The organism is Klebsiella michiganensis, assembly GCF_002925905.1.
Taxonomy (GTDB): Bacteria; Pseudomonadota; Gammaproteobacteria; order Enterobacterales; family Enterobacteriaceae; genus Klebsiella; species Klebsiella michiganensis.
In genome coordinates this window covers 452946-472896 of the sequence record NZ_PRDB01000001.1, presented here as the reverse complement: position 1 = coordinate 472896, position 19951 = coordinate 452946, and the positions used below count along the sequence as shown (strand labels likewise).

The 19951-nt window shown below is 57.2% G+C and carries 14 protein-coding genes and 4 tRNA genes; 8 read left to right on the top strand and 10 right to left on the bottom strand.

Annotated elements, in window-relative coordinates:
* Nucleotides 1–102 precede the first annotated feature (102 nt).
* The 4 genes from CDA56_RS02295 (at nucleotide 103) to cyaY (ending at nucleotide 5665) form a co-directional block, all read left to right on the top strand.
* The gene (locus CDA56_RS02295) at nucleotides 103–1749 is read left to right on the top strand and encodes an amidohydrolase (protein ID WP_103815091.1); all 1647 of its coding nucleotides are present in this window, start codon (nucleotides 103–105) and stop codon (nucleotides 1747–1749) included.
* A gap of 204 nt (nucleotides 1750–1953) precedes the next feature.
* Nucleotides 1954–3630, top strand: coding sequence for an MFS transporter (locus CDA56_RS02285; protein WP_102803855.1), 1677 nt, complete (start codon nucleotides 1954–1956; stop codon nucleotides 3628–3630).
* A gap of 86 nt (nucleotides 3631–3716) precedes the next feature.
* On the top strand, nucleotides 3717–5300 hold the full coding sequence (locus tag CDA56_RS02280; RefSeq protein ID WP_102803854.1) for an MFS transporter: 1584 nt from the start codon (nucleotides 3717–3719) through the stop codon (nucleotides 5298–5300).
* A gap of 44 nt (nucleotides 5301–5344) precedes the next feature.
* Nucleotides 5345–5665, top strand: a complete 321-nt coding sequence (gene cyaY, locus CDA56_RS02275; protein WP_004097546.1) for an iron donor protein CyaY — start codon at nucleotides 5345–5347, stop codon at nucleotides 5663–5665.
* Between the two features lie 136 nt (nucleotides 5666–5801).
* On the opposite strand, the gene cyaA is transcribed toward cyaY, so the two are convergent.
* On the bottom strand, nucleotides 5802–8351 hold the full coding sequence (cyaA, locus tag CDA56_RS02270; RefSeq protein WP_009651720.1) for a class I adenylate cyclase: 2550 nt from the start codon (nucleotides 8349–8351) through the stop codon (nucleotides 5802–5804).
* A gap of 346 nt (nucleotides 8352–8697) precedes the next feature.
* On the opposite strand from cyaA, the gene hemC reads away from it, so the two are divergent.
* Genes hemC through hemY form a run of 4 tightly spaced genes read left to right on the top strand, consistent with a single transcriptional unit; the run spans nucleotide 8698 to nucleotide 12788 of the window.
* Nucleotides 8698–9639 (top strand): hydroxymethylbilane synthase, encoded by a 942-nt coding sequence (gene hemC, locus CDA56_RS02265; RefSeq protein ID WP_025108409.1) that lies wholly within the window; start codon nucleotides 8698–8700, stop codon nucleotides 9637–9639.
* Nucleotides 9636–10376: a uroporphyrinogen-III synthase gene (gene hemD / locus CDA56_RS02260; RefSeq protein WP_004097542.1), complete on the top strand. Its 741-nt coding sequence runs from the start codon at nucleotides 9636–9638 to the stop codon at nucleotides 10374–10376. Before hemC ends, hemD begins: the two co-directional genes overlap by 4 nt.
* Before the next feature lie 21 nt (nucleotides 10377–10397).
* Entirely contained in the window at nucleotides 10398–11588 is a 1191-nt protein-coding gene (hemX, locus tag CDA56_RS02255; protein WP_102803853.1) for a uroporphyrinogen-III C-methyltransferase, read from the top strand.
* Nucleotides 11589–11591: 3 nt separating this feature from the next.
* Nucleotides 11592–12788, top strand: a complete 1197-nt coding sequence (gene hemY, locus CDA56_RS02250; protein WP_048263613.1) for a protoheme IX biogenesis protein HemY — start codon at nucleotides 11592–11594, stop codon at nucleotides 12786–12788.
* A 583-nt stretch (nucleotides 12789–13371) separates the two neighbouring features.
* On the opposite strand, the gene CDA56_RS02245 is transcribed toward hemY, so the two are convergent.
* The 9 genes from CDA56_RS02245 to wzxE form a co-directional block, all read right to left on the bottom strand.
* Nucleotides 13372–13448 (bottom strand) — tRNA-Pro (locus tag CDA56_RS02245).
* A gap of 45 nt (nucleotides 13449–13493) precedes the next feature.
* A tRNA-Leu gene (locus tag CDA56_RS02240) sits at nucleotides 13494–13579 on the bottom strand.
* Nucleotides 13580–13601: 22 nt separating this feature from the next.
* Nucleotides 13602–13677, bottom strand: a tRNA-His gene (locus CDA56_RS02235).
* Between the two features lie 55 nt (nucleotides 13678–13732).
* Nucleotides 13733–13809, bottom strand: a tRNA-Arg gene (locus CDA56_RS02230).
* A 102-nt stretch (nucleotides 13810–13911) separates the two neighbouring features.
* Nucleotides 13912–15297, bottom strand: coding sequence for a bifunctional threonine/serine APC transporter ThrP (gene thrP / locus CDA56_RS02225; RefSeq protein WP_014227461.1), 1386 nt, complete (start codon nucleotides 15295–15297; stop codon nucleotides 13912–13914).
* A gap of 231 nt (nucleotides 15298–15528) precedes the next feature.
* Nucleotides 15529–16269: a lipopolysaccharide N-acetylmannosaminouronosyltransferase gene (gene wecG, locus CDA56_RS02220; protein ID WP_014227460.1), complete on the bottom strand. Its 741-nt coding sequence runs from the start codon at nucleotides 16267–16269 to the stop codon at nucleotides 15529–15531.
* A gap of 11 nt (nucleotides 16270–16280) precedes the next feature.
* Complete coding sequence (gene wzyE, locus CDA56_RS02215) at nucleotides 16281–17627, bottom strand: ECA oligosaccharide polymerase (RefSeq protein WP_014227459.1); 1347 nt, start codon at nucleotides 17625–17627, stop codon at nucleotides 16281–16283.
* Nucleotides 17624–18703 (bottom strand): TDP-N-acetylfucosamine:lipid II N-acetylfucosaminyltransferase, encoded by a 1080-nt coding sequence (locus CDA56_RS02210; RefSeq protein ID WP_103815089.1) that lies wholly within the window; start codon nucleotides 18701–18703, stop codon nucleotides 17624–17626. The genes wzyE and CDA56_RS02210 overlap by 4 nt, the downstream gene beginning before the upstream one ends.
* A complete protein-coding gene (gene wzxE, locus CDA56_RS02205; protein WP_014227457.1) occupies nucleotides 18700–19950 on the bottom strand; it encodes a lipid III flippase WzxE in 1251 nt (416 codons plus the stop codon). Before wzxE ends, CDA56_RS02210 begins: the two co-directional genes overlap by 4 nt.
* Between the last annotated feature and the right edge of the window lies 1 nt (nucleotide 19951).

The window sequence follows — 19951 nt, the reverse complement described above, 5'->3', positions numbered from 1 at the left end:
CCTGTTATACATCCAATATGACAATTAGCATAGGCGCATTAATACTCATGATGAAAGCGACACCTTTCATTGCTCTCTGAACCCTGAATGATTGAGCCTACTATGTCAGCATCAGAAATCACGATTTTTGCCGCTAAAAAAATCATTACGATGTGCCCGAACCGCCCGGAGACCACCCATGTCGCGGTGCGCGGCGACCGTATTTTAGGCACCGGCACGCTTGAAGAACTCACCGGCTTTGGCGAATACCAGCTGGACGAGACCTTTGCCGATAAAGTGTTAATGCCCGGCCTGATTGAAGCCCACTCGCACGTCACCGGCGGCGGTATGTGGCAATTCCCCTATGTGGGTTACTACGATCGCCCGGACCATACCGGTAAAGTCTGGAAAGGCTGCCGCTCTTTTGACGACGTCGTCAGCGCGCTGCAGGCGGTGGAACGTGAGATGACCGATCCGCACGCGCCGCTGATCGCATGGGGCGTTGATCCCATTTATTTCGGCAGCGAAAAGCTGGGTCGCGAACATCTGGACCGCGTCTCAACCACCCGTCCGGTCGCGGTTATCCATATGAGCATCCACCTGATGGGCGCCAATACCGCCGCGCTGCACGACTGCGGAATATTTGACGACTGCCAGATTGAAGGCGTGGTGAAAAATCAGGACGGTACGCTGCACGGCGAGCTGGTGGAGTTCGCCGCCATGGGGCCAATCCTGAATAAATATGGTTTCTGGGACGAACTCACCACCGAAATCGCCATCGCCAATTTCGGCCAGGAAGCGTTTCGCGCAGGCTGCACCAGCGCAGCCGATATGGGTCTGACCGATTTCAGCAATCCCGAGCTGATGACCAACTACATCCGCATGACCCGTGAAGAGGACTTCCCGATTCGTCTGCTGGTGGCCTACGGTCCTCCTTTCGTCAAAAAAACCTTCCAGGAAGCGCTGGATTTCGCCCCGGACGTCATGCGTCACGGGCACGAAAAAATGCACTTCGGCCCGATGAAAATCTTCCTCGACGGCTCTATCCAGGGTGGGTCAGGACGGATGCTGGAGCCCTTCTATTATCTGGATGGCCACAACGGCGCGTGGAACGCTACGCCGGAAGAGGTGGAGCAGCAGGTCTACGACATCATGTCCCGCGGCTACCAGGTTCACTGCCACTGTAACGGCGACGAGGCCTCGGAAGCGTTCATTAAAACCGTCGAGAAAACCCTGAATCGTATTCCGGCAGTGAACCACCGCGCGGTGATGCAGCACGCGCAGATGCTGCGTGAAGATCAGTTCAAACGCATCAAAGAGATGGGTATGGGCGTGAACTTTTTCAGCAACCACATCTATTACTGGGGCGATCAGCACTACAGCAAAACCATGGGCCCGGAGCGCGCAATGCGTATGGACGCCTGCGGCAGCGCGGTGCGCCACGGTATTCCTTTCGCCTTCCACAGCGATTGCGGCATCACCCCCATCAACCCGCTGTTCACCGGCTGGTGCGCGGTGAACCGCCTGACGGCATCCGGGCGCGTACTGGGCGAAGCGGAAAAAATCTCCGTCGATCAAGCGCTGCACGCGATGACCCTCGGCGCGGCATGGACCATGAAAATGGACCATCTGATCGGCAGCATCGAATGCGGTAAATATGCCGACTTCACCGTGCTGGAAGACGATCCGCAGGCCATCGAGCCGGTTCAGCTTAAAGATGTGAAGGTCTGGGGCACCGTGCTGGGCGGTAAGAAACAGCAAATCCAGTAATCCTGTTGCGAACATTATCCACCCGGCGGCGACGTCGGGCGGATAGCTATTGCACAAAATCATTCACGTTGCATCAAGGCGGCACCTGAGAGAATCCCCGGTCACTTACTACAGTAAGCGATCGGGGTGAACGCAGGCAGCCAGCACAGAGGCAGCTAGAAGGATGATGTGTAGATTGCCTGAAATTAACCACAGAACACGATCATGACGACAAATTCAGTAATTAACTCTCCCGGCATATCGCGCAACGCGGCCGCCGATACGGCGATGAAATGGTTGCCGCTGCTGGTGCTGTGCCTCGCTCAGCTCTCGACATCCGGCGATAATGCCACGCTGAGCATCGCTACCGGCGCGCTGGTCAAAGACCTGCACGCGTCAATGGATCTCATCAGCATCGCCAACGCGATGTATTCGCTGGCCGCGGGCTCTCTGATGGTCGCCGCCGGGATGGCCGGGCTTATCGTCGGCTGGAAGAAAACCTTCCGCATCGGCTGCGCGCTGCTGTTTCTTGCCGAGCTGACCGCTTATTTCTCACCGAACATGCTGGTCTTCACCTACGGCGCCCGTCTGCTTTCCGGTATTGGCGGAAGCTTTATGATCCCTTCGGTGCTGGGGCTTATCGCCAGTAACTATAAAGGCCGCCAGCAGGCGATCGCCTTTGGCGCTATCGGCGCGGCAAGCGGCGTCTCCTTCGCCGCCGGCCCGTTGATTTGCGGCCTGCTGGTTGACCACCTCGGCTGGCGCGCCGCGTTTGCCGCTATCGCCTGCCTGTGCATCGTTATCTTCAGCGGCTCCTTCCTGGTCCCTACGCCGGCAAAACCTGAACGCAAAGTGGTGTTCGATCTGCCGGGCGTCGTCCTGACCGTAATCGGCCTGTTCAGCGTGATCCTCGGCTTCCTGAAAGTCTCGAGCTGGGGTCTGTTTACGCCGTTTAACGCGCCGTTCACCGTCATGGGTCTTAGCCCGGCGCCGTTCCTCGTCCTGTTTGGCCTGATCGTGCTGGCGATTATGCTGAAGTGGGAGCGCCATCGCGAAGCCACCACCGGCAGCGCGCTGATCCCGCTGTCGTTCCTCGCAACGCCGCAGGTGCGTAACGGTCTCTATCTGACGGCGTTTATCTTCCTCGCCTACGGTTCCGGTATTTTTGTGACCGTGAGCTTTGTACAGGTGGTTGCCGGGCTGAACGGCATTGAAACCGGCTTGCTCATTCTGCCGTTTGCGCTGGGCGTCGTGGTCTTTTCGCTGGGGCTGCCGATCGTCTGGAAAAACGCGAATCCGAAACGGATGTGCCAGAGCGCGCTGCTCATCGGCACGCTGGGCTCCGTGTTGTGCATCTTCGGCTTCGGCCCGTCCGATTTCAGCATGATCGTGCCGGTAGGGATGTGTCTGATTGGCGTCAGTATGGGCATCGTTTCCGCCTATTCCAGCTATATTGTTACCAGCGCCCTGCCGGCGCGCGATGCGCAGCAGTCCGGCGGCGTGCAGGCGACTTCGCGTAACGTCGGCCAGGCAATCGGCGTAGCGGTTTGCGGTATGGTGATGCTGACGGCGGTCACCATGACGGTACAGGATATGGCCAGCCACGACGCTTCGCTAAGCCAGGATACACAGCAGAAGGTGGCAAATCTCTCCGTTATTCCTTATCTCAGCGATACGGGTTTCTCAACGCTGATGCTGGACCAGGGCGTGAATCAGAAGGATGTAACGGAACTCAACCAGGTCTATAAAACCGCCCGCCTGAAAGCCACGCGAGCGGGTATGGTCGCCACCGCGGTCATGACGCTGCTGTTTTTATTCGGGACGCGCAATCTTCCCGTCCGCGCCAGGGGTTCTGATGACGCAGCAGGAGAAGAGCCGCGTGCGAAGAAGTCGAAAATCTGAGTTAAGATCGAAAGATAACTAACAATAACGCGCCCCTCCCGCGAGGAAGGGCGCGTTTTGTCGTTTCTATCAAAAAGGAACACGCTGTGACCACCAACCCTACACCGACAAACTGGTTACCTTTGGTTGTCTTATGCTGCGCACAGTTTCTGGCTTCCGCCGATAACGTGACGTTAAGTATCGCCACGCAGGCGCTAATGAACGATCTGCACGCCACGCTTGGGCAGGTCAGTACAGCGAATACCATGTATCCGTTGATTGCGGGCACGTTTATGGTGGCAGGCGGAATGCTGGGGTGTATCTGGGGTTGGCGAATGCTGTTTCGCATCGGCTGCCTGATTTTTATCCTCGCCGAAGCCTGCGCCTTTTTTTCGCCATCGATCGCGCTCTTCACCTGGGGCGCGCGTCTGACCGCCGGGATAGGCGGTAGCCTGATGATCCCCGCCGTTTTTGGCCTGATCTCTGCCCTGTATCAGCAGCGACGACGGGTTGCCGCCTTTGGCGCTCTGGGCGCCTCCAGCGGCATTTCATTCGCCTGTGGTCCAATTGTATGCGGATATTTGCTGGACCACGTCGGCTGGCGCATCGCGTTTGCCTCGCTTGGCCTGCTGGCGCTGCTTATCCTGCTCTGCTCCGTCATCATCCCGGCATCAGAAAACAAACGCGCCGCTATCGCCTTCGATACCCCGGGCTTTCTGTTAGGCACCCTGGGGCTGTTCCTGACGATTTTCGGTATTCTGCGCATCCCGGTCTGGGGACTGGTTATGCCCTTCGACCCGGCAGTGAGCGTTCTCGGCCTGAGCCCCGCCCCTTTCGTTATTCTCTGCGGCCTGATGGTGCTGGTGATGATGCTGCGCTGGGAACGTCATTTTGAAGCCACCACCGGCCACGCTCTGCTCCCCGCGGTTTTCCTGAAAACCCGCCTGGTGCGCCACGGGCTCTATCTCACCGGTTGGATATTTTTTGCCTACAGTTCGGCTATTTTTACCGTGGTGAGTTTTGCGCAGATTGTTAAAAGCGTATCGGCGATGGAAACAGGGCTGCTGATACTCCCTTTTGCGATATGTCTCGCCGCCTGTTCGCTGGGCCTGCCGCTGTTTATTCAGCAGCGAAACCCTCGCCGCCAGTGCCAGATGGGGCTGACGGCGGGAATCGCCGGCGCTCTGGTCGCCGCCGCGGCGCTGCACGTAACGGGATTTACCCCTGTACTGATGGCGTCAGGGCTTTGTTTAATCGGCGCGGGGATGGGCACCATCGCGGCCAATGCCCCGATACTGGTTACCACTGGCGCAGGGAATCGGCACGCCGAACAGTCCGGCGGCGTTCAGGCCGCCTCGCGCGATATCGGGCAGGCATTAGGAATGGCGTTAATCAGTACCGTCATGCTCACGGTGTTGACCTTCCTGATGAAATATCAGGTACAGCACGACCCGGCAATGGGCCTGGCCGCCCGACAGGCCATCGGCCATCTCACGTTTATCCCCTGGACGAGCGATCGGACTTTCCATCAGCTTATCCAGTCACAAAACCTGGCGCCCGGCGATCTCTCTGGCCTTCTTCAGCATTATCAACAGAGCCGGATGCTGAGCGCCCGTTACGGGCTGCTGGCGATGGCGATCGTGACGTCTCTACTGCTGATCCGCCTTCGCCATCTGCCGAAGTCATCGTAGATTGCGCTATACTGCCGCCACGATCAAAAAAGCGGGAAAGAACCATGAACGACAGTGAATTCCATCGCCTGGCCGATACCCTGTGGATGACCATCGAAGAGCGTCTCGACGACTGGGATGGCGACAGCGATATCGACTGCGAAATCAACGGCGGCGTGCTGACTATCAGCTTTGAAAACGGCAGCAAAATTATTATCAACCGCCAGGAGCCGCTGCACCAGGTGTGGCTGGCGACAAAACAAGGCGGCTACCATTTCGACTTGAAAGGCGACGAGTGGGTATGCGACCGCAGCGGCGAAACCTTCTGGGATCTGCTGGAACAGGCGGCGACCGCGCAGGCCGGTGAAGCGGTGAGTTTTCGCTAAACGCGCGTGATTCGAGTTCCCCGGATTGCGGCTAACGCCGTATCCGGGCGACAAAACCCATATCACCCCGAAACCCAGGCAAGCGAAGCGCCCCCGGGAAATTCACCTGCGCCGAATGACAGGTCTACGCGGCGGGTCATGAGTAGTGCTGCAACATCGATGATGTCGCGGAATCCTCACCTGCAGCAAGGGTCGCCGCGGCAATCACCTGGCTGCGGAACGGGATCACCTGTTCGCGACCGTCGACGTCGACGATTTGATAAAACTGCGGCAGGTTAAAGTTGATAAAGCTGGAGCCGTAGGTAAAGCGGTCATGCGACGAAGAGTAGAAGCGGCTGACGTCGCGTACCAGCTCTTCTTTGCTGCCTTCGCAGTGGTGATACACCTCGGCGCGGTTGCTCTCATCAAGGATATAGATGTTAAATCCGTTATCGTTATCCGCATCTTCAAAGAAGAACTGAATAATCCCTTCGCTGGCAAAACCATCCACCACCTGCGGCAGCCTGACGTGGTTGGTTTCCACCTGCACCGACAGGCCGTGCAGTTTGTTATGCGAAATCGCGCCGTAGAATTCGATGGCGTTTTCCAGCTTCTGTACCGAGACGTTAAGACGCTCGAAGAAGAGTCCCCAGGTCTGCCCGGAAACGCGTAGCGCTTTAAAACGGCCGGTATCCTGGCGGGTGCTGGAAAGACGCAGCTCAACGCATTCAGACACCAGCTGCTGCACGCGAGTGCGAATCAGGCCGCGCAGATGCTGGCTATAGCAGAAAACTTCCACGCTATCCGGCGGCGCGGCGTCCTGGTGCATCTTGCCAAGAATGGTTTTCAGCGCTTCGATCATCGCCTGCTCGCCGTTAAAGTGCAGCGTACGCACCTCGTTCCACGAGTTGCGATACAGCAGATCGATGCTGCCAATCAGGCACTTTTGCTCTTCGCCGAAGCTGAAAACATCCAGCTTGCGGAAGTCGAAATGCACCACCTGATTGCGGAAGGCCGCCGTCGGGTCATATTCGAGGTTGACGATAATCGCCAGGTGGCGAATTTCGCAGGGGCTATACAGCGCTTTCGGCGTCGGAGACGGCAGGCGCAGCGGGAAGTGATGCGCCACATCGGCCACCATCTCCTGCAGCTTCGCCAGATCGACAATGCCGTTGCCCTTAATAAACAGGCGCGTACGTGACGTCAGCAGGCCGTTAAACCAGGCCCAGGCCACCAGCTTATTAAGATAACGGTTATATTCCAGCGGCTGATGGCTGATGATCGACTCCATGTCCGGCGCGCGGTTATAGACATACCAGCCGGTACGGTTGGCACGGCCCGGCGGCACGTGGATGAAAGTCAGATTCGGCTCAGACAGATCCGGCGAAATTTGCGGGTTTACCAGGGTCACTTTCCCCGGCAGCGCTTCAAAGGCGGCGTACAGCTTACGCGTCAGCACGCCAATATCCTGCGGGCTGGCGGAAACGCTCAGGTTATTACGGCGCGCAAAGCGAATCAGGTTGCGATAGCTCTGCATCATCGCATCAAGCAGTTCGTTGTGCGCTTTACGGACTTCGTCAATCTTCCAGTTGGCCCGGTTATCGAGCATCATCAGACGCTTTTCATCCCAGCCCCACTCTTTCACCAGGTGGCTGACGACTTCACGGCGCCAGCCGACGCAGGCGCGCTCGCGGCTCAGCTTCTCGCACACTTTTAAATAGAAACATCGACGCACCAGATCGAGGCGCGTTTCATCTTCGATGGCCTGCAGATAGAGCGTGACGCGCTCCAGCATCATGCAGTAAGGGTCAAGGCCAAACGATACGATTTCACCATCATGCAGGCGCTGCTTGATATCTTTCGCCAGCAGACGGTTGTTGGGATACTCCCAGGAGTACGCTTCCAGCAGCAGCGTCTTCAGCACCGCCTTATAGGGCGAGTCGATGCTTTTATACAGCTGCCACAGGCTGGCGCCGAAGTACTCTTCTGCCGAGAGGGAACTCAGGCCGCCGAGATCCAGCCATTCGTTCGGCGTCAGCACGCCCTGCGCGTAGAGGCTCATCACGTAATCGTCGTAATGCTCTTCTTCATCGCACGGCACCATATTCCACAGAATACGCTTCCCGGCCAGGCGCACCGCGGTACGGTAAAACTCATCCAGCAGCAGGATGTGTTGAGTTGAGCCGCAGTCTTCACCGCCCAGGCTGCCGCTTTCGTTATGGCGGAAGCGGTTTTCGTCGATCAGGAAGAAGCTGACCTCAACGCCCAGCGACGCCGCCCAGCTCTCGAGCAGGCTACATTTGCGCTGCAGCAGCTGGCGCTCTTCGCTATCCAGCCAGGATTGGTGGCAAACCCAGATATCCAGGTCGGAAGAGCAGCTTTGGCCGACGGAAGAAGTACTACCCATAGAGTAAAGGCCGGTGATCGGCAGCTCGCCTTTCGGCGGCTCTTTGGCCAGCATTCCACGGTTGAGCTCGAGTTCATCAAGATAGTGACGTTGGGTTTCATCAGGCGTGTAGAGGCAAATGCCACGGGGAACGTTACCGTCAAGGTAACCCGGCATCAGCGGATGATGATAATGTAGTAATGTCGGCAGTAGACTGTAAACCTGCTGGAAAGCGGGTCCCATGGCAGCAAGGGCGCGATCCACGCGCAATTGGTTGATGGCATCCAGTCTCTGTTTCAGTGTCTCAATATAGAGGTACAAGACATATCGCCTGATGTTCAAAAACCCGACGTACAATAGTACGGAGAGTTTCAGTATTTCAACAAAAACCGTCACCATTCGTCGTCGGTGTGGTTGTGATGAACTGCTGACTGACAAATGGTTTAAAACGTGATCAATCTAACACCTTGCTGATTGACCGTAAAGAAAGATGAGCTACATACAAGTGTAGCACCCTTTACTACGTGTAAATTCTTCACTACGTTTGCGGCAACCCGCAAACGCATGAAAGGCTAAAAAAATGGCCGCGACCCTTAACCCCACAAAACTAACATCCCTAAGACAACAATGTTAGGATGGTTAGTGGTCGACTATGACGGTAACAAGCATGTTAGACAAAGTTTTGAGAATTGCCACACGGCAAAGCCCGCTTGCGCTATGGCAGGCACATTATGTGAAAGAGCGCCTGGAGTCCTGTCATCCGGGGCTTTCCGTTGAGCTGGTGCCTATGGTCACCCGCGGCGACGTGATCCTTGATACGCCCCTTGCAAAAGTGGGCGGTAAGGGCCTCTTTGTGAAAGAGTTAGAGCTGGCCATGCTGGAAGGTCGCGCCGACATTGCCGTCCATTCTATGAAGGACGTGCCGGTGGAGTTTCCCGAAGGGCTGGGGCTGGTGACCATCTGTGAACGCGAAGATCCGCGCGATGCCTTTGTCTCGAATCACTACGCTTCCATTGATGAACTCCCCCACGGCAGCATCGTTGGCACCTCAAGTTTACGCCGTCAGTGTCAGCTGGCCGCCGCGCGGCCGGATCTCACGATCCGCTCCCTGCGCGGCAACGTTGGCACGCGTCTGGGCAAGCTTGATAGCGGCGAGTACGACGCCATTATTCTGGCCGCCGCAGGGCTTAAGCGCCTGAACCTTGAGGCGCGTATTCGTCAACCGCTGTCCCCGGAGCAATCTCTGCCCGCCGTCGGCCAGGGCGCGGTCGGCATTGAGTGTCGCCTTGACGACGAATGGACCAAAACGCTGCTGGCCCCGCTGAATCATACGGAAACGGCCATCCGCGTCCGCGCTGAACGGGCGATGAACACCCGGCTTGAAGGCGGCTGTCAGGTACCTATCGGCAGCTATGCCGAACTGATCGACGGTGAGCTATGGCTGCGCGCGCTGGTTGGCGCGCCGGATGGCTCACACACGGTACGCGGCGAGCGGCGCGGTCGCCCGGAAGATGCCGAAACGCTGGGCGTCGCCCTTGCCGAAGAACTTCTGGATAACGGCGCTCGCGACATTCTCGCCGTCGTCTACGCAGGAGAAGCGCCTCAATGAGCATTCTGGTTACCCGTCCGCTGCCGCAAGGCGAAGAGTTAGTCAGCCGCCTGCGCGCGCTGGGACGCGTGGCCTGGAGCTTTCCGCTCATTGAGTTTACCCCGGGCCGTCAGCTCCCTGAGCTGGGCGGCCAGCTGGCAAGCCTCGCCGCAGGCGATTTGCTCTTCGCGCTATCTCAGCATGCCGTCGAGTTTGCCCACGCTCGCCTCCAGCAGCAGGGGCTGCGCTGGCCCACGGCGCCCGACTATTTTGCCATTGGCCGCACCACCGCGCTGGCCCTGCATAAGGTCAGTAATCGACAAGTTCGCTACCCGTTAGATCGGGAAATCAGCGAAGTCTTGCTACAATTACCTGAATTACAAAACATTGCGGGGAAAAAAGCGCTCATCCTGCGCGGCAACGGCGGGCGGGAATTACTCGGTGACACGCTTCGCGAACGCGGTGCTGATGTCACTTTTTGTGAATGTTATCAACGTAGTGCAAGGCACTACGATGGCGCAGAAGAAGCAATGCGCTGGCAGTCTCGCGGGGTTTCGACGCTGGTCATCACCAGCGGCGAGATGCTGCAGCAGCTCTGGACGCTAATACCACAGTGGTATCGCGAACGTTGGCTCCTGAGCTGTCGCATTTTCGTTGTCAGTGAACGTCTGGCCGAGCAGGCCAGGGAATTGGGCTGGCAGGATATCCAGGTTGCCGATAGCGCCGACAACGATGCGCTGCTACGCGCATTACAATAACTCTCAACATTGGAAGCCATAATGACGGAACAACAGAATCAATCCGCCGTGGTTGAAGAGACCAGGGAGGCCGTGGAAACGACGCCACAGCCAGAGAAGAATGTCGAAAAGAAAAACGGCGGCAGTAAAACCAGCCTCGCCCTGAGCGCTATAGCTATCGCTATCGCCCTCGCCGCTGGCGTAGGCCTTTATGGTCTGACGAAGACTCAGGCAACCCGCCAGAGCGAAGCCAGCGCCGGGCTATCCAGCCAGATCGCCGCGCTGCAAAAAGCGCAGGAGAGCCAAAAAAGCGAGCTTGAAGGCATCATCAAGCAGCAGGCCGACCAGCTGACGGAAGCGCAGCGTCAGCAGGATTCTCTGGCGAAGAAGCTGGAAGAAGTGCAGGAGAAGGTCGCGGTCATTTCCGGCAGCGATGCAAAAACCTGGCTGCTCGCGCAGGCTGATTTCCTCGTAAAACTGGCCGGACGTAAGCTGTGGAGCGATCAGGACGTGACGACCGCCGCCGCACTGCTGAAAAGCGCTGATGCCAGCCTCGCCGATATGAACGATCCGAGCCTGATTTCCGCCCGTCGCGCCATTACCGACGATATTGCTTCGCTTTCCGCCGTGAGTCAGGTCGACTACGACGGCATCATTCTGAAAGTGAACCAGCTCGCCAACCAGATCGATAATTTACGCCTGGCGGACAACAACGACGATGACACCCCGATGGATTCCGATAGCGATGAGCTATCCAGCTCCATTAGCGAGTGGCGGGTAAACCTGCAAAAAAGCTGGCAGAACTTTATGGACAGCTTTATTACCGTTCGCCGCCGCGATGAGACCGCCGTGCCGCTGCTGGCGCCAAACCAGGACGTTTATCTGCGCGAAAACATCCGCTCCCGTCTGCTGGTCGCGGCGCAGGCGGTTCCGCGTCATCAGGAAGAAACCTACAAACAGGCTCTGGATAACGTCTCGACGTGGGTTCGTGCTTACTACGACACTGAAGATGCCACCACCAAAGCCTTCCTTGAGGACGTGGATAAGCTCAGCCAGCAAACCATCACCATGAACGTACCGGAGAGCCTGCAGAGCCAGGCGCTGCTTGAGAAACTGATGCAAACGCGGGTACGTAATCTGATGGCGCAGCCGGCTGAAACCCAGGCCAGCGCCCCGGCTCCCGCGCCGGCACCTGCTGCCCACGCGCCAACGCCTGCGCCACAAGGAGAGTAACGCATGTTGAAAATTCTCTTACTCTTCGCGCTGCTGCTTGCCGGGATCGTGGTCGGTCCGATGATCGCGGGTCATCAGGGCTACGTCCTGATCCAGACCGATAATTACAACATTGAAACCAGCGTCACCGGGTTAGCGATCATCATGATCCTCACCATGGTGGTGCTGTTTGCCATTGAGTGGCTGCTGCGGCGCATTTTCCGCACCGGCGCGCATACCCGCGGCTGGTTCGTGGGCCGCAAGCGTCGCCGCGCGCGTAAGCAAACCGAGCAGGCGCTGCTGAAGCTGGCGGAGGGCGATTATCAGCAGGTTGAGAAGCTGATGGCGAAAAATGCCGATCACGCTGAGCAGCCCGTTGTGAACTACCTGCTGGCGGCAGAAGCCGCCCAGCAGCGTGGCGATGAAGCCCGCGCCAACCAGCATCTGGAGCGCGCGACAGAGCTCGCCGGCGACGACCTGATACCTGTCGAAATCACCCGCGTACGCCTGCAGCTGGCGCGTAATGAAAACCACGCCGCCCGCCACGGCATCGACAAGCTGCTGGAGATCACGCCGCGTCATCCGGAGGTCCTGCGCCTCGCCGAGCAGGCCTACATTCGTACCGGCGCCTGGAATTCGCTGCTGGATATTCTTCCATCAATGGCGAAAGCCAACGTCAGCGATGAGGAGCACCGTGCCGAACTGGAACAGCTGGCGTGGATTGGCCTGATGGATAAAACGCTGGCCGACGGCGGCAGCGAAGGTCTGCGCGACTGGTGGAAAAGCCAGAACCGAAAAACCCGCAGCCAGGTGGCGCTACAGGTGGCAATGGCTAATCGCCTTATCGAAAGCGACGACCATGATACCGCGCAGCAGATTATTATCGAAGGTCTGAAAAAGCACTACGACGATCGTCTGGTGATGCCGATCCCGCGGCTGAAAACGAATAATCCGGAACAGCTGGAAAAGGTGCTGCGCCAGCAGATCAAAACGGTCGGCGACCGTCCGCTGCTGTGGAGTACGCTGGGGCAATCGCTCATGCGTCACGGCGAGTGGCAGGAAGCCAGCATCGCGTTCCGCGCAGCGCTCAAGCAGCGCCCGGATGCGTTTGACTACGCGTGGCTGGCCGATACACTTGACCGCCTGCATCAGCCGGAAGAAGCGGCGACGATGCGTCGCGACGGCCTGCTGTTAACCCTGCAAAACAACCCGCAGCAGTAATGCCCTTCTCGCCTCCATCGGGGCGAGAATCTCTTCTCTTCCCGCCTGAGCGTTTCTCTATCCCTGAAAAGAAAAAAACGCCTGCTCTGAAACCAGGGCAGGCGTTAAAACAGGTCTGTTTGACAACAAATTGGGTGCTTCACTCAACGTAGTGTCCATGGTGTTTGATGAGGCTATATGCTTCATCCTTCACGCTGTCTCTTCGTTGGCTGCACACGCTCACCCCAGTCACTTACCTTTGTAAGCTCCGGGGGATTCCCGTGCTGGCCGTCTCGACACATCATGAATGATTTAGCATATAAAATGCGACATCTGTCAGTGGACGATAAGCACCGTAAAACGGCTCTGCATCATTCCTGAGTTTATGAGGCACTAAGGCGAACATAAGAGATGGAATGAGCATCTACCCGTTTATTATCGCACAGGATCGGTAGAAAATGCATCTATCCGCACAAGGAATTGGGACTATTCTGGACAATAAATCGCATGCTGATTAGCGAGATATTTTTTGCGATATCAGGGAGATAGGAACGTTTTTGCAAAAGCGGAAAACAAAAAACCCCGCCGAAGCGGGGTTCAAAATTGGTCGGCGAGAGAGGATTCGAACCTCCGACCCACTGGTCCCAAACCAGTTGCGCTACCAAGCTGCGCTACTCGCCGATGTACTGCTTTTTTGAATTTTTAGTTCAATTCTTTATAAAGTCGTGGTGCGAGGGGGGGACTTGAACCCCCACGTCCGTAAGAACACTAACACCTGAAGCTAGCGCGTCTACCAATTCCGCCACCTTCGCAATATCACAACTTTCTAAATAATGGGGTGGCTAATGGGATTCGAACCCACGACAACTGGAATCACAATCCAGGGCTCTACCAACTGAGCTATAGCCACCACTGCAAATCTTTTACGCGGTATTGAAACCACCGCAGCTCCAGCACCGGGTAAATGGTGCGCCCGACAGGATTCGAACCTGAGACCTCTGCCTCCGGAGGGCAGCGCTCTATCCAGCTGAGCTACGGGCGCTTAGCGCCGTTGCGGGGTCGGATAATACGGACTTCCTACCCCGCTGTCTAGTGCCTTTTTAAAGAAAATTATTGTTTGCTCATGCTTTGTGCGTTTTGTTGCTTATTGCGCCACATTATCAACATTTCCGCGTCGGCCAAGGCCAAATACCTTATAAATAAGCGTCACGGCGGCGAGGAAAATCATTCCGACAAAGAGCGACATACGCGTATCGTCGTTAAATCCCATCCCTATCAGCACGCAAATCAGGAACGCCATGGTCAAATAGTTCGCCCACGGGAACAGCAGCGAGCGAAACGGATGGCTGGCCATCGCTTCTTTATGCACGAGACGAAAACGCAGCTGGCTAATCAGAATCACAAACCACGGCACCATCCCCGGCAGCACGCTGGCGCTGTAAACGTAGACGAAAACTCGCTGTGGATTAGGGATAATGTAGTTCAGGCACGAGCCGACCAGCAGAATCAGGATCGACAGCGCCACGCCCGCTGACGGCACGCCGTTGCGCGAGACTTTGGCGATGGCCGCGGGCAGCTGACGGTTTTTTGCCAGCGCGTAGAGCATGCGGCCGCAGCTGTACATACCGCTGTTACAGCCGGAAAGCGCCGCCGTGAGCACCACAAAGTTAATAATGCCCGCCGCCGCGGTGATGCCGATTTTGGCAAAGGTCAGTACGAACGGACTGCCGTTGGAGCCAATTTGATCCCACGGGAAAATAGTGACGATCACAAAAATCGCCCCTACATAGAAAATCAGGATTCGCCACAGTACCTTGCCAACCGCGCTACGCAGCGTAACCTGCGGGTTCTTCGCTTCACCGGCGGTAATCCCGATAAGCTCGACGCCCTGATAAGACGCGACCACGATGCACAGCGCCGTCAGGAAGCCCTTCCAGCCGCCGGCGAAGAAGCCACCGTGCTCGGTCAGATTGCCAAAGCCAATGGCGTGCCCGCCGTTGCCAAAGCCAAAGAAAATAACGCCCAGCCCCACCACGATCATCACAATAATGGTGGTGACCTTAATCATGGCAAACCAGAATTCAATTTCGCCGTACAGCCGTACCGCCGCGAGGTTCGCCAGCGCCACCAGCCCGACGGCAATCAGCGCCGGTATCCACTGCGCCATATCCGGGAACCAGAACTGCACATAAACCCCGATAGCCGTAATCTCCGATATCCCGACCGCCATCCACATAAACCAGTAGGACCAGGCGGTGAGATAGCCGAAAAATGGGCTCATATAGCGGTGTGCGTAAACGGCGAACGATCCGGTTACCGGTTCGAGGAACAGCATTTCGCCCATCGAACGCATGATGAAGAAGACAAAGAGCCCGGCGATAATATACGCCAGCAGAACCGAAGGTCCGGCCCACTTCAGCGTACTGGCCGCGCCCATAAATAACCCGACGCCAATTGTCCCACCAAGAGCGATTAGCTCAATGTGCCGCGCCTCCAGTCCCCGCTGAAGTTCCGCTTTTTTCTCAGTCATATAGCCTCTTGTGTTTGCCCTGCTCCGGGTTTAAGCGCATCCCAACCGGGATGTGTCTATGCCGGTTATTTTTATTGAATGAATAGCCCTGCCTGCGCGACGGTAAACTGACCGTCGCGTTTTAAGCATGCGAATGGTTAATGAATTTGAGGGAAATGGCAAATAAAGTATCAGGCGAGTGAAGACATTACACAGAATACCCAGGTAAACCCGCCCGCTTGCAGTGGAATGTCACAGCTTATCGGTGTAATGCCAGCGTAAATAGCGCAGCAGGCGCGCCTGCCTTTTTATGCGGCTCGGCTGCGAAACCAGGCGATAGAACCACTCCAGACCCAGGTCCTGCCAGAACTTCGGCGCCCGCTGAACGTGGCCGGTAAAAACATCGTAGGTGCCGCCCACGCCCATATACAGCGCCTGCGGATAAACGTCCCGACAGTCGCGCATCAGGATCTCCTGACGCGGCGAGCCCATCGCCACCGTGACGATCTTCGCCCCGCTATCGCGGATACGCTCAAATAGCGCCTGACGCTGGTCAGCGGCAAAATAGCCATCCTGGCTTCCAACGATATTCACGTTCCAGCGCTGGCGAAGCTGCTGCTCCGTCTGCGCCAGCACCTCGGGCTTGCCGCCGATCAGAAATACCGGCGTTCCCTGAGCGCCTGCGCGCGCCATCAGGGCTTCCCATAAATCGGCTCCGGCGACGCGCGAGACCTGAGCCTGAGGGTATTTTTTACGTAATGAACGTACTACGCTGATGCCATCAGCGTATTTGAATTCTGCCGCTTCAATCAGCGCCCGGACTTCGGGGCTGTCTTCTACCGCCAGCATCTTCTCTGCATTAATCGCCACCAGCGTTCCCGTGCGGATCTCACCATCGGCGTACAGATAATCCAGAGCGTGTTGCATATCGCGCCAACCAATGAGTTGTAGCCCTCTCAGCAGGTACAACGGCGCGGATGTGGTCTCAGTCATGTACACCCTTATCAGACTTGAGGTTGCGTCAGCGGTTTGGCCCGCCGGTGAATCAGCCCCACGCTATCCAGGAACCAGTACAGCAGTTTTGCCGCCAGCAGGCAGATCCCAAAGATAACGAGGAAAAAAACCACGCGAGAGCCAAATGAATCCAGCCCTTCACGCGCCAGCACGATCATGTTGAAGATAGCGCCAAAACAGAAACTGTGCAGAATCGCCGCTTTATAGCGGTTCGTTTCCCGGTTGCCAAGCTCGTACAGCCAGTCAAACCATTTAATAATCAGCCCAACCGCCACCGCGCCCAGCGGGACGAACCAGACGCCGCCCATCACCACCAGCGAGCCAATCAGGGTCGGCGAAATCGCCAGACCAGAATGATTATTCAATACTTCCCAGGTGAAATAGTTCGCGGTATTGAGCACCATTGTCGGACGACCGTGCCACAACCAGCTGGGGATAAAGACGTAAAAATCCCGGATGATTGGCGCCAGCCCCTGGAACTCAATCTTGTCGTAATTTTGCAGCAGCAGGGCCAGATTCTCCCACGGCGAGAAGGTGTCGCGGGTCAGATAGAGGAAAGTATAAAACGCCTCATCGCCGCTGACGTTCATGCCATAGCGCTTCAGGGCCAGCCAGAACATACCGACGATGCCCAGCACGCCCGCCGCCGCCAGCATCCACAGGCTAATCCAGCCGCGAATGATGCCGATAAACAGGAAGATGGCAAACGCGATAATGATATTCGCCCGGGTGCCGCCAACGATGGCGTAGGTCAGCAGGCCAAAGGCGACGGTGCTGACAAGGAAGAATATCCACGCTTTATAATCCTGACGCAGAAAATAGACCACCAGCATTGCCGGGATGAAAAAGTAGAAGAAGCGCTTTAGCGCCACGCCGGAGACTTCGCTGGAGAAGATCTGGCTGTAGGAGTTGAGCTTGAATAACAGGAAGCCGTTATGCGCAAAGAAGATGCCGACGCAAAGCAGCGCCAGCCCCAGCAAAATGCCCCAGGTGAGGTGGGTCTCCACGCGATTCATCGTAAACAGCGGACGATGCGGATGACCGTGCGTCGCCGACCGTAGCCGCGTTTTATAAGTCACGTAATAAACCGCATAAAAGCAGACGGAAACCAGCAGGGTTTGCAGCAGAATTTCCGGCGGGGCGACCGCGACGTCAAAGCGGAACACCAGAATACTGGTCAGCGGGAAGCCAAAGAAAAACGTCAGCAGATACAGCAGCGAGAAAAAGACGTTGAAGTTGAAGCGTACGCGACGAAATTCAAAGTACGTGGCGGTGGCGATAAATAGCGTCGACAGCAGCCAGACCAGCAGCAGCCCGCTAAATTGCATTAATGTCATGCGTCCACCCCCGCAGCAATTCGCAACGCTCGTCGCCAGCCCGTCAGGTAATTCGGCCGGAAGAAGGCGATTTGATTTTTATCCACGCCAGCCAGCTGGCGCTGCGCTTCACGCACAACGCTCACGTCCAGCGTATCGCTGGTAAAGAGTACCGGAATATGCTGCTCCGACATATCCTGCCAGAAGGGATTCTCCCGGTTCAGCACGCAGGGGATCCCCGCCTGAATCAGCAGGCACAGCGTGCCGATACCCTGCTGGCGGGCAAACAGGAAGTAGCCAAGATCGCAGCGGCGCAGCAGGGCAAGGTAGTCATCAAACGCCAGCTTGTCGCTCAATACCTGGAAATGCTGCGGGCTGAACAGCGCCGCGCCGGCCGCGCGGACTTCGTTGATGTAGTCGCCGTTATTTGCCGGATAACCCATCGGCACGACAACGTTAACCGTATCGCCAAACTGCTGGCGAATCGCACGCAGCGCCGCAATATGCTCGTTGCTACGGTCGCCGGAATTACCCACCAGGATAGTCAGCGTGTCGCCGCGCGGTGCGCTATCGGCGAGCGAATTCAGCGCCGGATCCATGCGGGTCGGAAAGTAGAGCAGCTCTCCCGCTACGCCAGAATGGCGGGCGGCGAACCAGCTCAGATCGCCCCGGGTCGCAAACACACGACCTACCCGGCCCTGCGCCAGGCGCCGCAGGGGATAAAACAGGCGAAACTTCAGGCTGGCGGAGTTCTCGTACAGATCCGCTCCCCAGATATGCCAGTTAAACTGCGCCGGGCGGATCCCGCCGCTGAGCAACGCCAGCCACAGGCCGGTATTAAACTGGCCGTGAAAGAAAAAGCGCTGCTGCCGGTTCGCCTTTGCCAGCGCGATAACCGCCTTTGCCAGCGACTTTTTCCCCGGATAGCAGCGAATGGAGAGTGCGGGATAAGCGGCGGAAATTTCTGTCGCATCACCGACGACCATAAACAGGCGAGCCTGTTCGTCATCCACGGCCAGCTCATCATTAAAGAACCGCAGCACGGTCTGGTTGTGGTGCGGGATATCCGATCCCAGTACATGTATCAGTGCTGTCATGCCCGTTTACGCCAAAGTAAAAACACGCCGCTGCAGAGGGCGAAATAAACAATATAGGTAGCCATATACGCCTGCGCCGCGCCGATTGCGCCGTGCGCCGGGATAAGCCAGTGCGAGAATGCGGTCAACAGCGTGAACTGGCTGATTTCCGTCAGAATATAAAAACGCAGCGAGGCTTTGGCGATCACCAGATAGCCATAAACATAAGCCCCGACCTTTAACACATCGCCCACCAGCTGCCAGGCAAACAGATCGCGCATCGCCGTAAAGCGGTCGGAAAAAAGTAGCCAGATAGCGAAATCACGCAGCAGCCACACCGTTAAGCTCGCTGCCGCCACCGCCGGGAGGACAAATTTTAACGATTTGCCAATCTCGCGGGTGATATCCGCTTTCGCCGTCAGACGGGACAGCGTCGGTAAAAGATAAACGCTAAATGACGCGGTAATAAACTGCAAATAGGCGTCGGAGATGCTGCTCACCCCTTGCCAGATCCCCACCGCGTCCCAGCCATAGTGGGCCGCCAGCAGGTTACGCATCATCACGTAGGCGACCGGCAGCGTCACCGAGGTAATCAGCGCCATCAGGGTAAATTTCGACAGCTGCCCCGCCAGGCCGTTGTCCCAGCGCGGGCGCAGCGCGCTTAGCGGAATATTGCCGCGACGCCACAGTACGATAGCAGCCGGCACCACCACCAGCGCCGGCACCAGCGCCAGCCCCAGCAATGCGCCCTGATAGCCGCCAAAACGGTAGCAGGCATAGTACGCCGCCACGCCAATCAGGCTCCCGGCGATAAGCGACAGCGCATTACCCGCCGCATCGCGAAAGCCTTTCATCAGCGCTAACAGGAAATTCGCCCAGGCAATCCCCATCTGCACCAGCGCCACCAGCCGTACCAGATTCTGGTAATGTTGATGACCGAATAGCCCCTGGCTTATTGGCGCGGCCGCCAGCAGGAAGATCAGCGCCAGCAGGGTGGAGAAACCGAGTACCATCGCTGAAGCGGTGCCAACGACGTTGTTCAACTGCCGGCGATCGTCATGATGCTGCGCCACCAGCTTCGTGACGCCGTTGAATATCCCGGCCCCCGCCAGCACGCCAAGCACGGTCACCAGCTGGCGGAAGTTACCCGCCTGCCCCACGCCAGCCGGGCCGAACGACACGGCCAGCAGTTTTACCACCAGCAGACCGGCCCCGATTTTGACCAGCGTGGACGCCGCGGTCCACAGAGACGCTTTTGCCAGCGACATA

Excerpts from the sequence above, each read along its gene's own strand:
- CDA56_RS02295 (WP_103815091.1), top strand. The coding sequence starts at position 103 with ATGTCAGCATCAGAAATCACGATTTTTGCCGCTAAAAAAATCATTACG.
- CDA56_RS02285 (WP_102803855.1), top strand. The coding sequence starts at position 1,954 with ATGACGACAAATTCAGTAATTAACTCTCCCGGCATATCGCGCAACGCG.
- cyaY (WP_004097546.1), top strand. The coding sequence starts at position 5,345 with ATGAACGACAGTGAATTCCATCGCCTGGCCGATACCCTGTGGATGACC.
- hemC (WP_025108409.1), top strand. The coding sequence starts at position 8,698 with ATGTTAGACAAAGTTTTGAGAATTGCCACACGGCAAAGCCCGCTTGCG.
- hemD (WP_004097542.1), top strand. The coding sequence starts at position 9,636 with ATGAGCATTCTGGTTACCCGTCCGCTGCCGCAAGGCGAAGAGTTAGTC.
- hemX (WP_102803853.1), top strand. The coding sequence starts at position 10,398 with ATGACGGAACAACAGAATCAATCCGCCGTGGTTGAAGAGACCAGGGAG.
- hemY (WP_048263613.1), top strand. The coding sequence starts at position 11,592 with ATGTTGAAAATTCTCTTACTCTTCGCGCTGCTGCTTGCCGGGATCGTG.
- thrP (WP_014227461.1), bottom strand. The coding sequence starts at position 15,297 with ATGACTGAGAAAAAAGCGGAACTTCAGCGGGGACTGGAGGCGCGGCAC.
- wecG (WP_014227460.1), bottom strand. The coding sequence starts at position 16,269 with ATGACTGAGACCACATCCGCGCCGTTGTACCTGCTGAGAGGGCTACAA.
- wzyE (WP_014227459.1), bottom strand. The coding sequence starts at position 17,627 with ATGACATTAATGCAATTTAGCGGGCTGCTGCTGGTCTGGCTGCTGTCG.
- CDA56_RS02210 (WP_103815089.1), bottom strand. The coding sequence starts at position 18,703 with ATGACAGCACTGATACATGTACTGGGATCGGATATCCCGCACCACAAC.
- wzxE (WP_014227457.1), bottom strand. The coding sequence starts at position 19,950 with ATGTCGCTGGCAAAAGCGTCTCTGTGGACCGCGGCGTCCACGCTGGTC.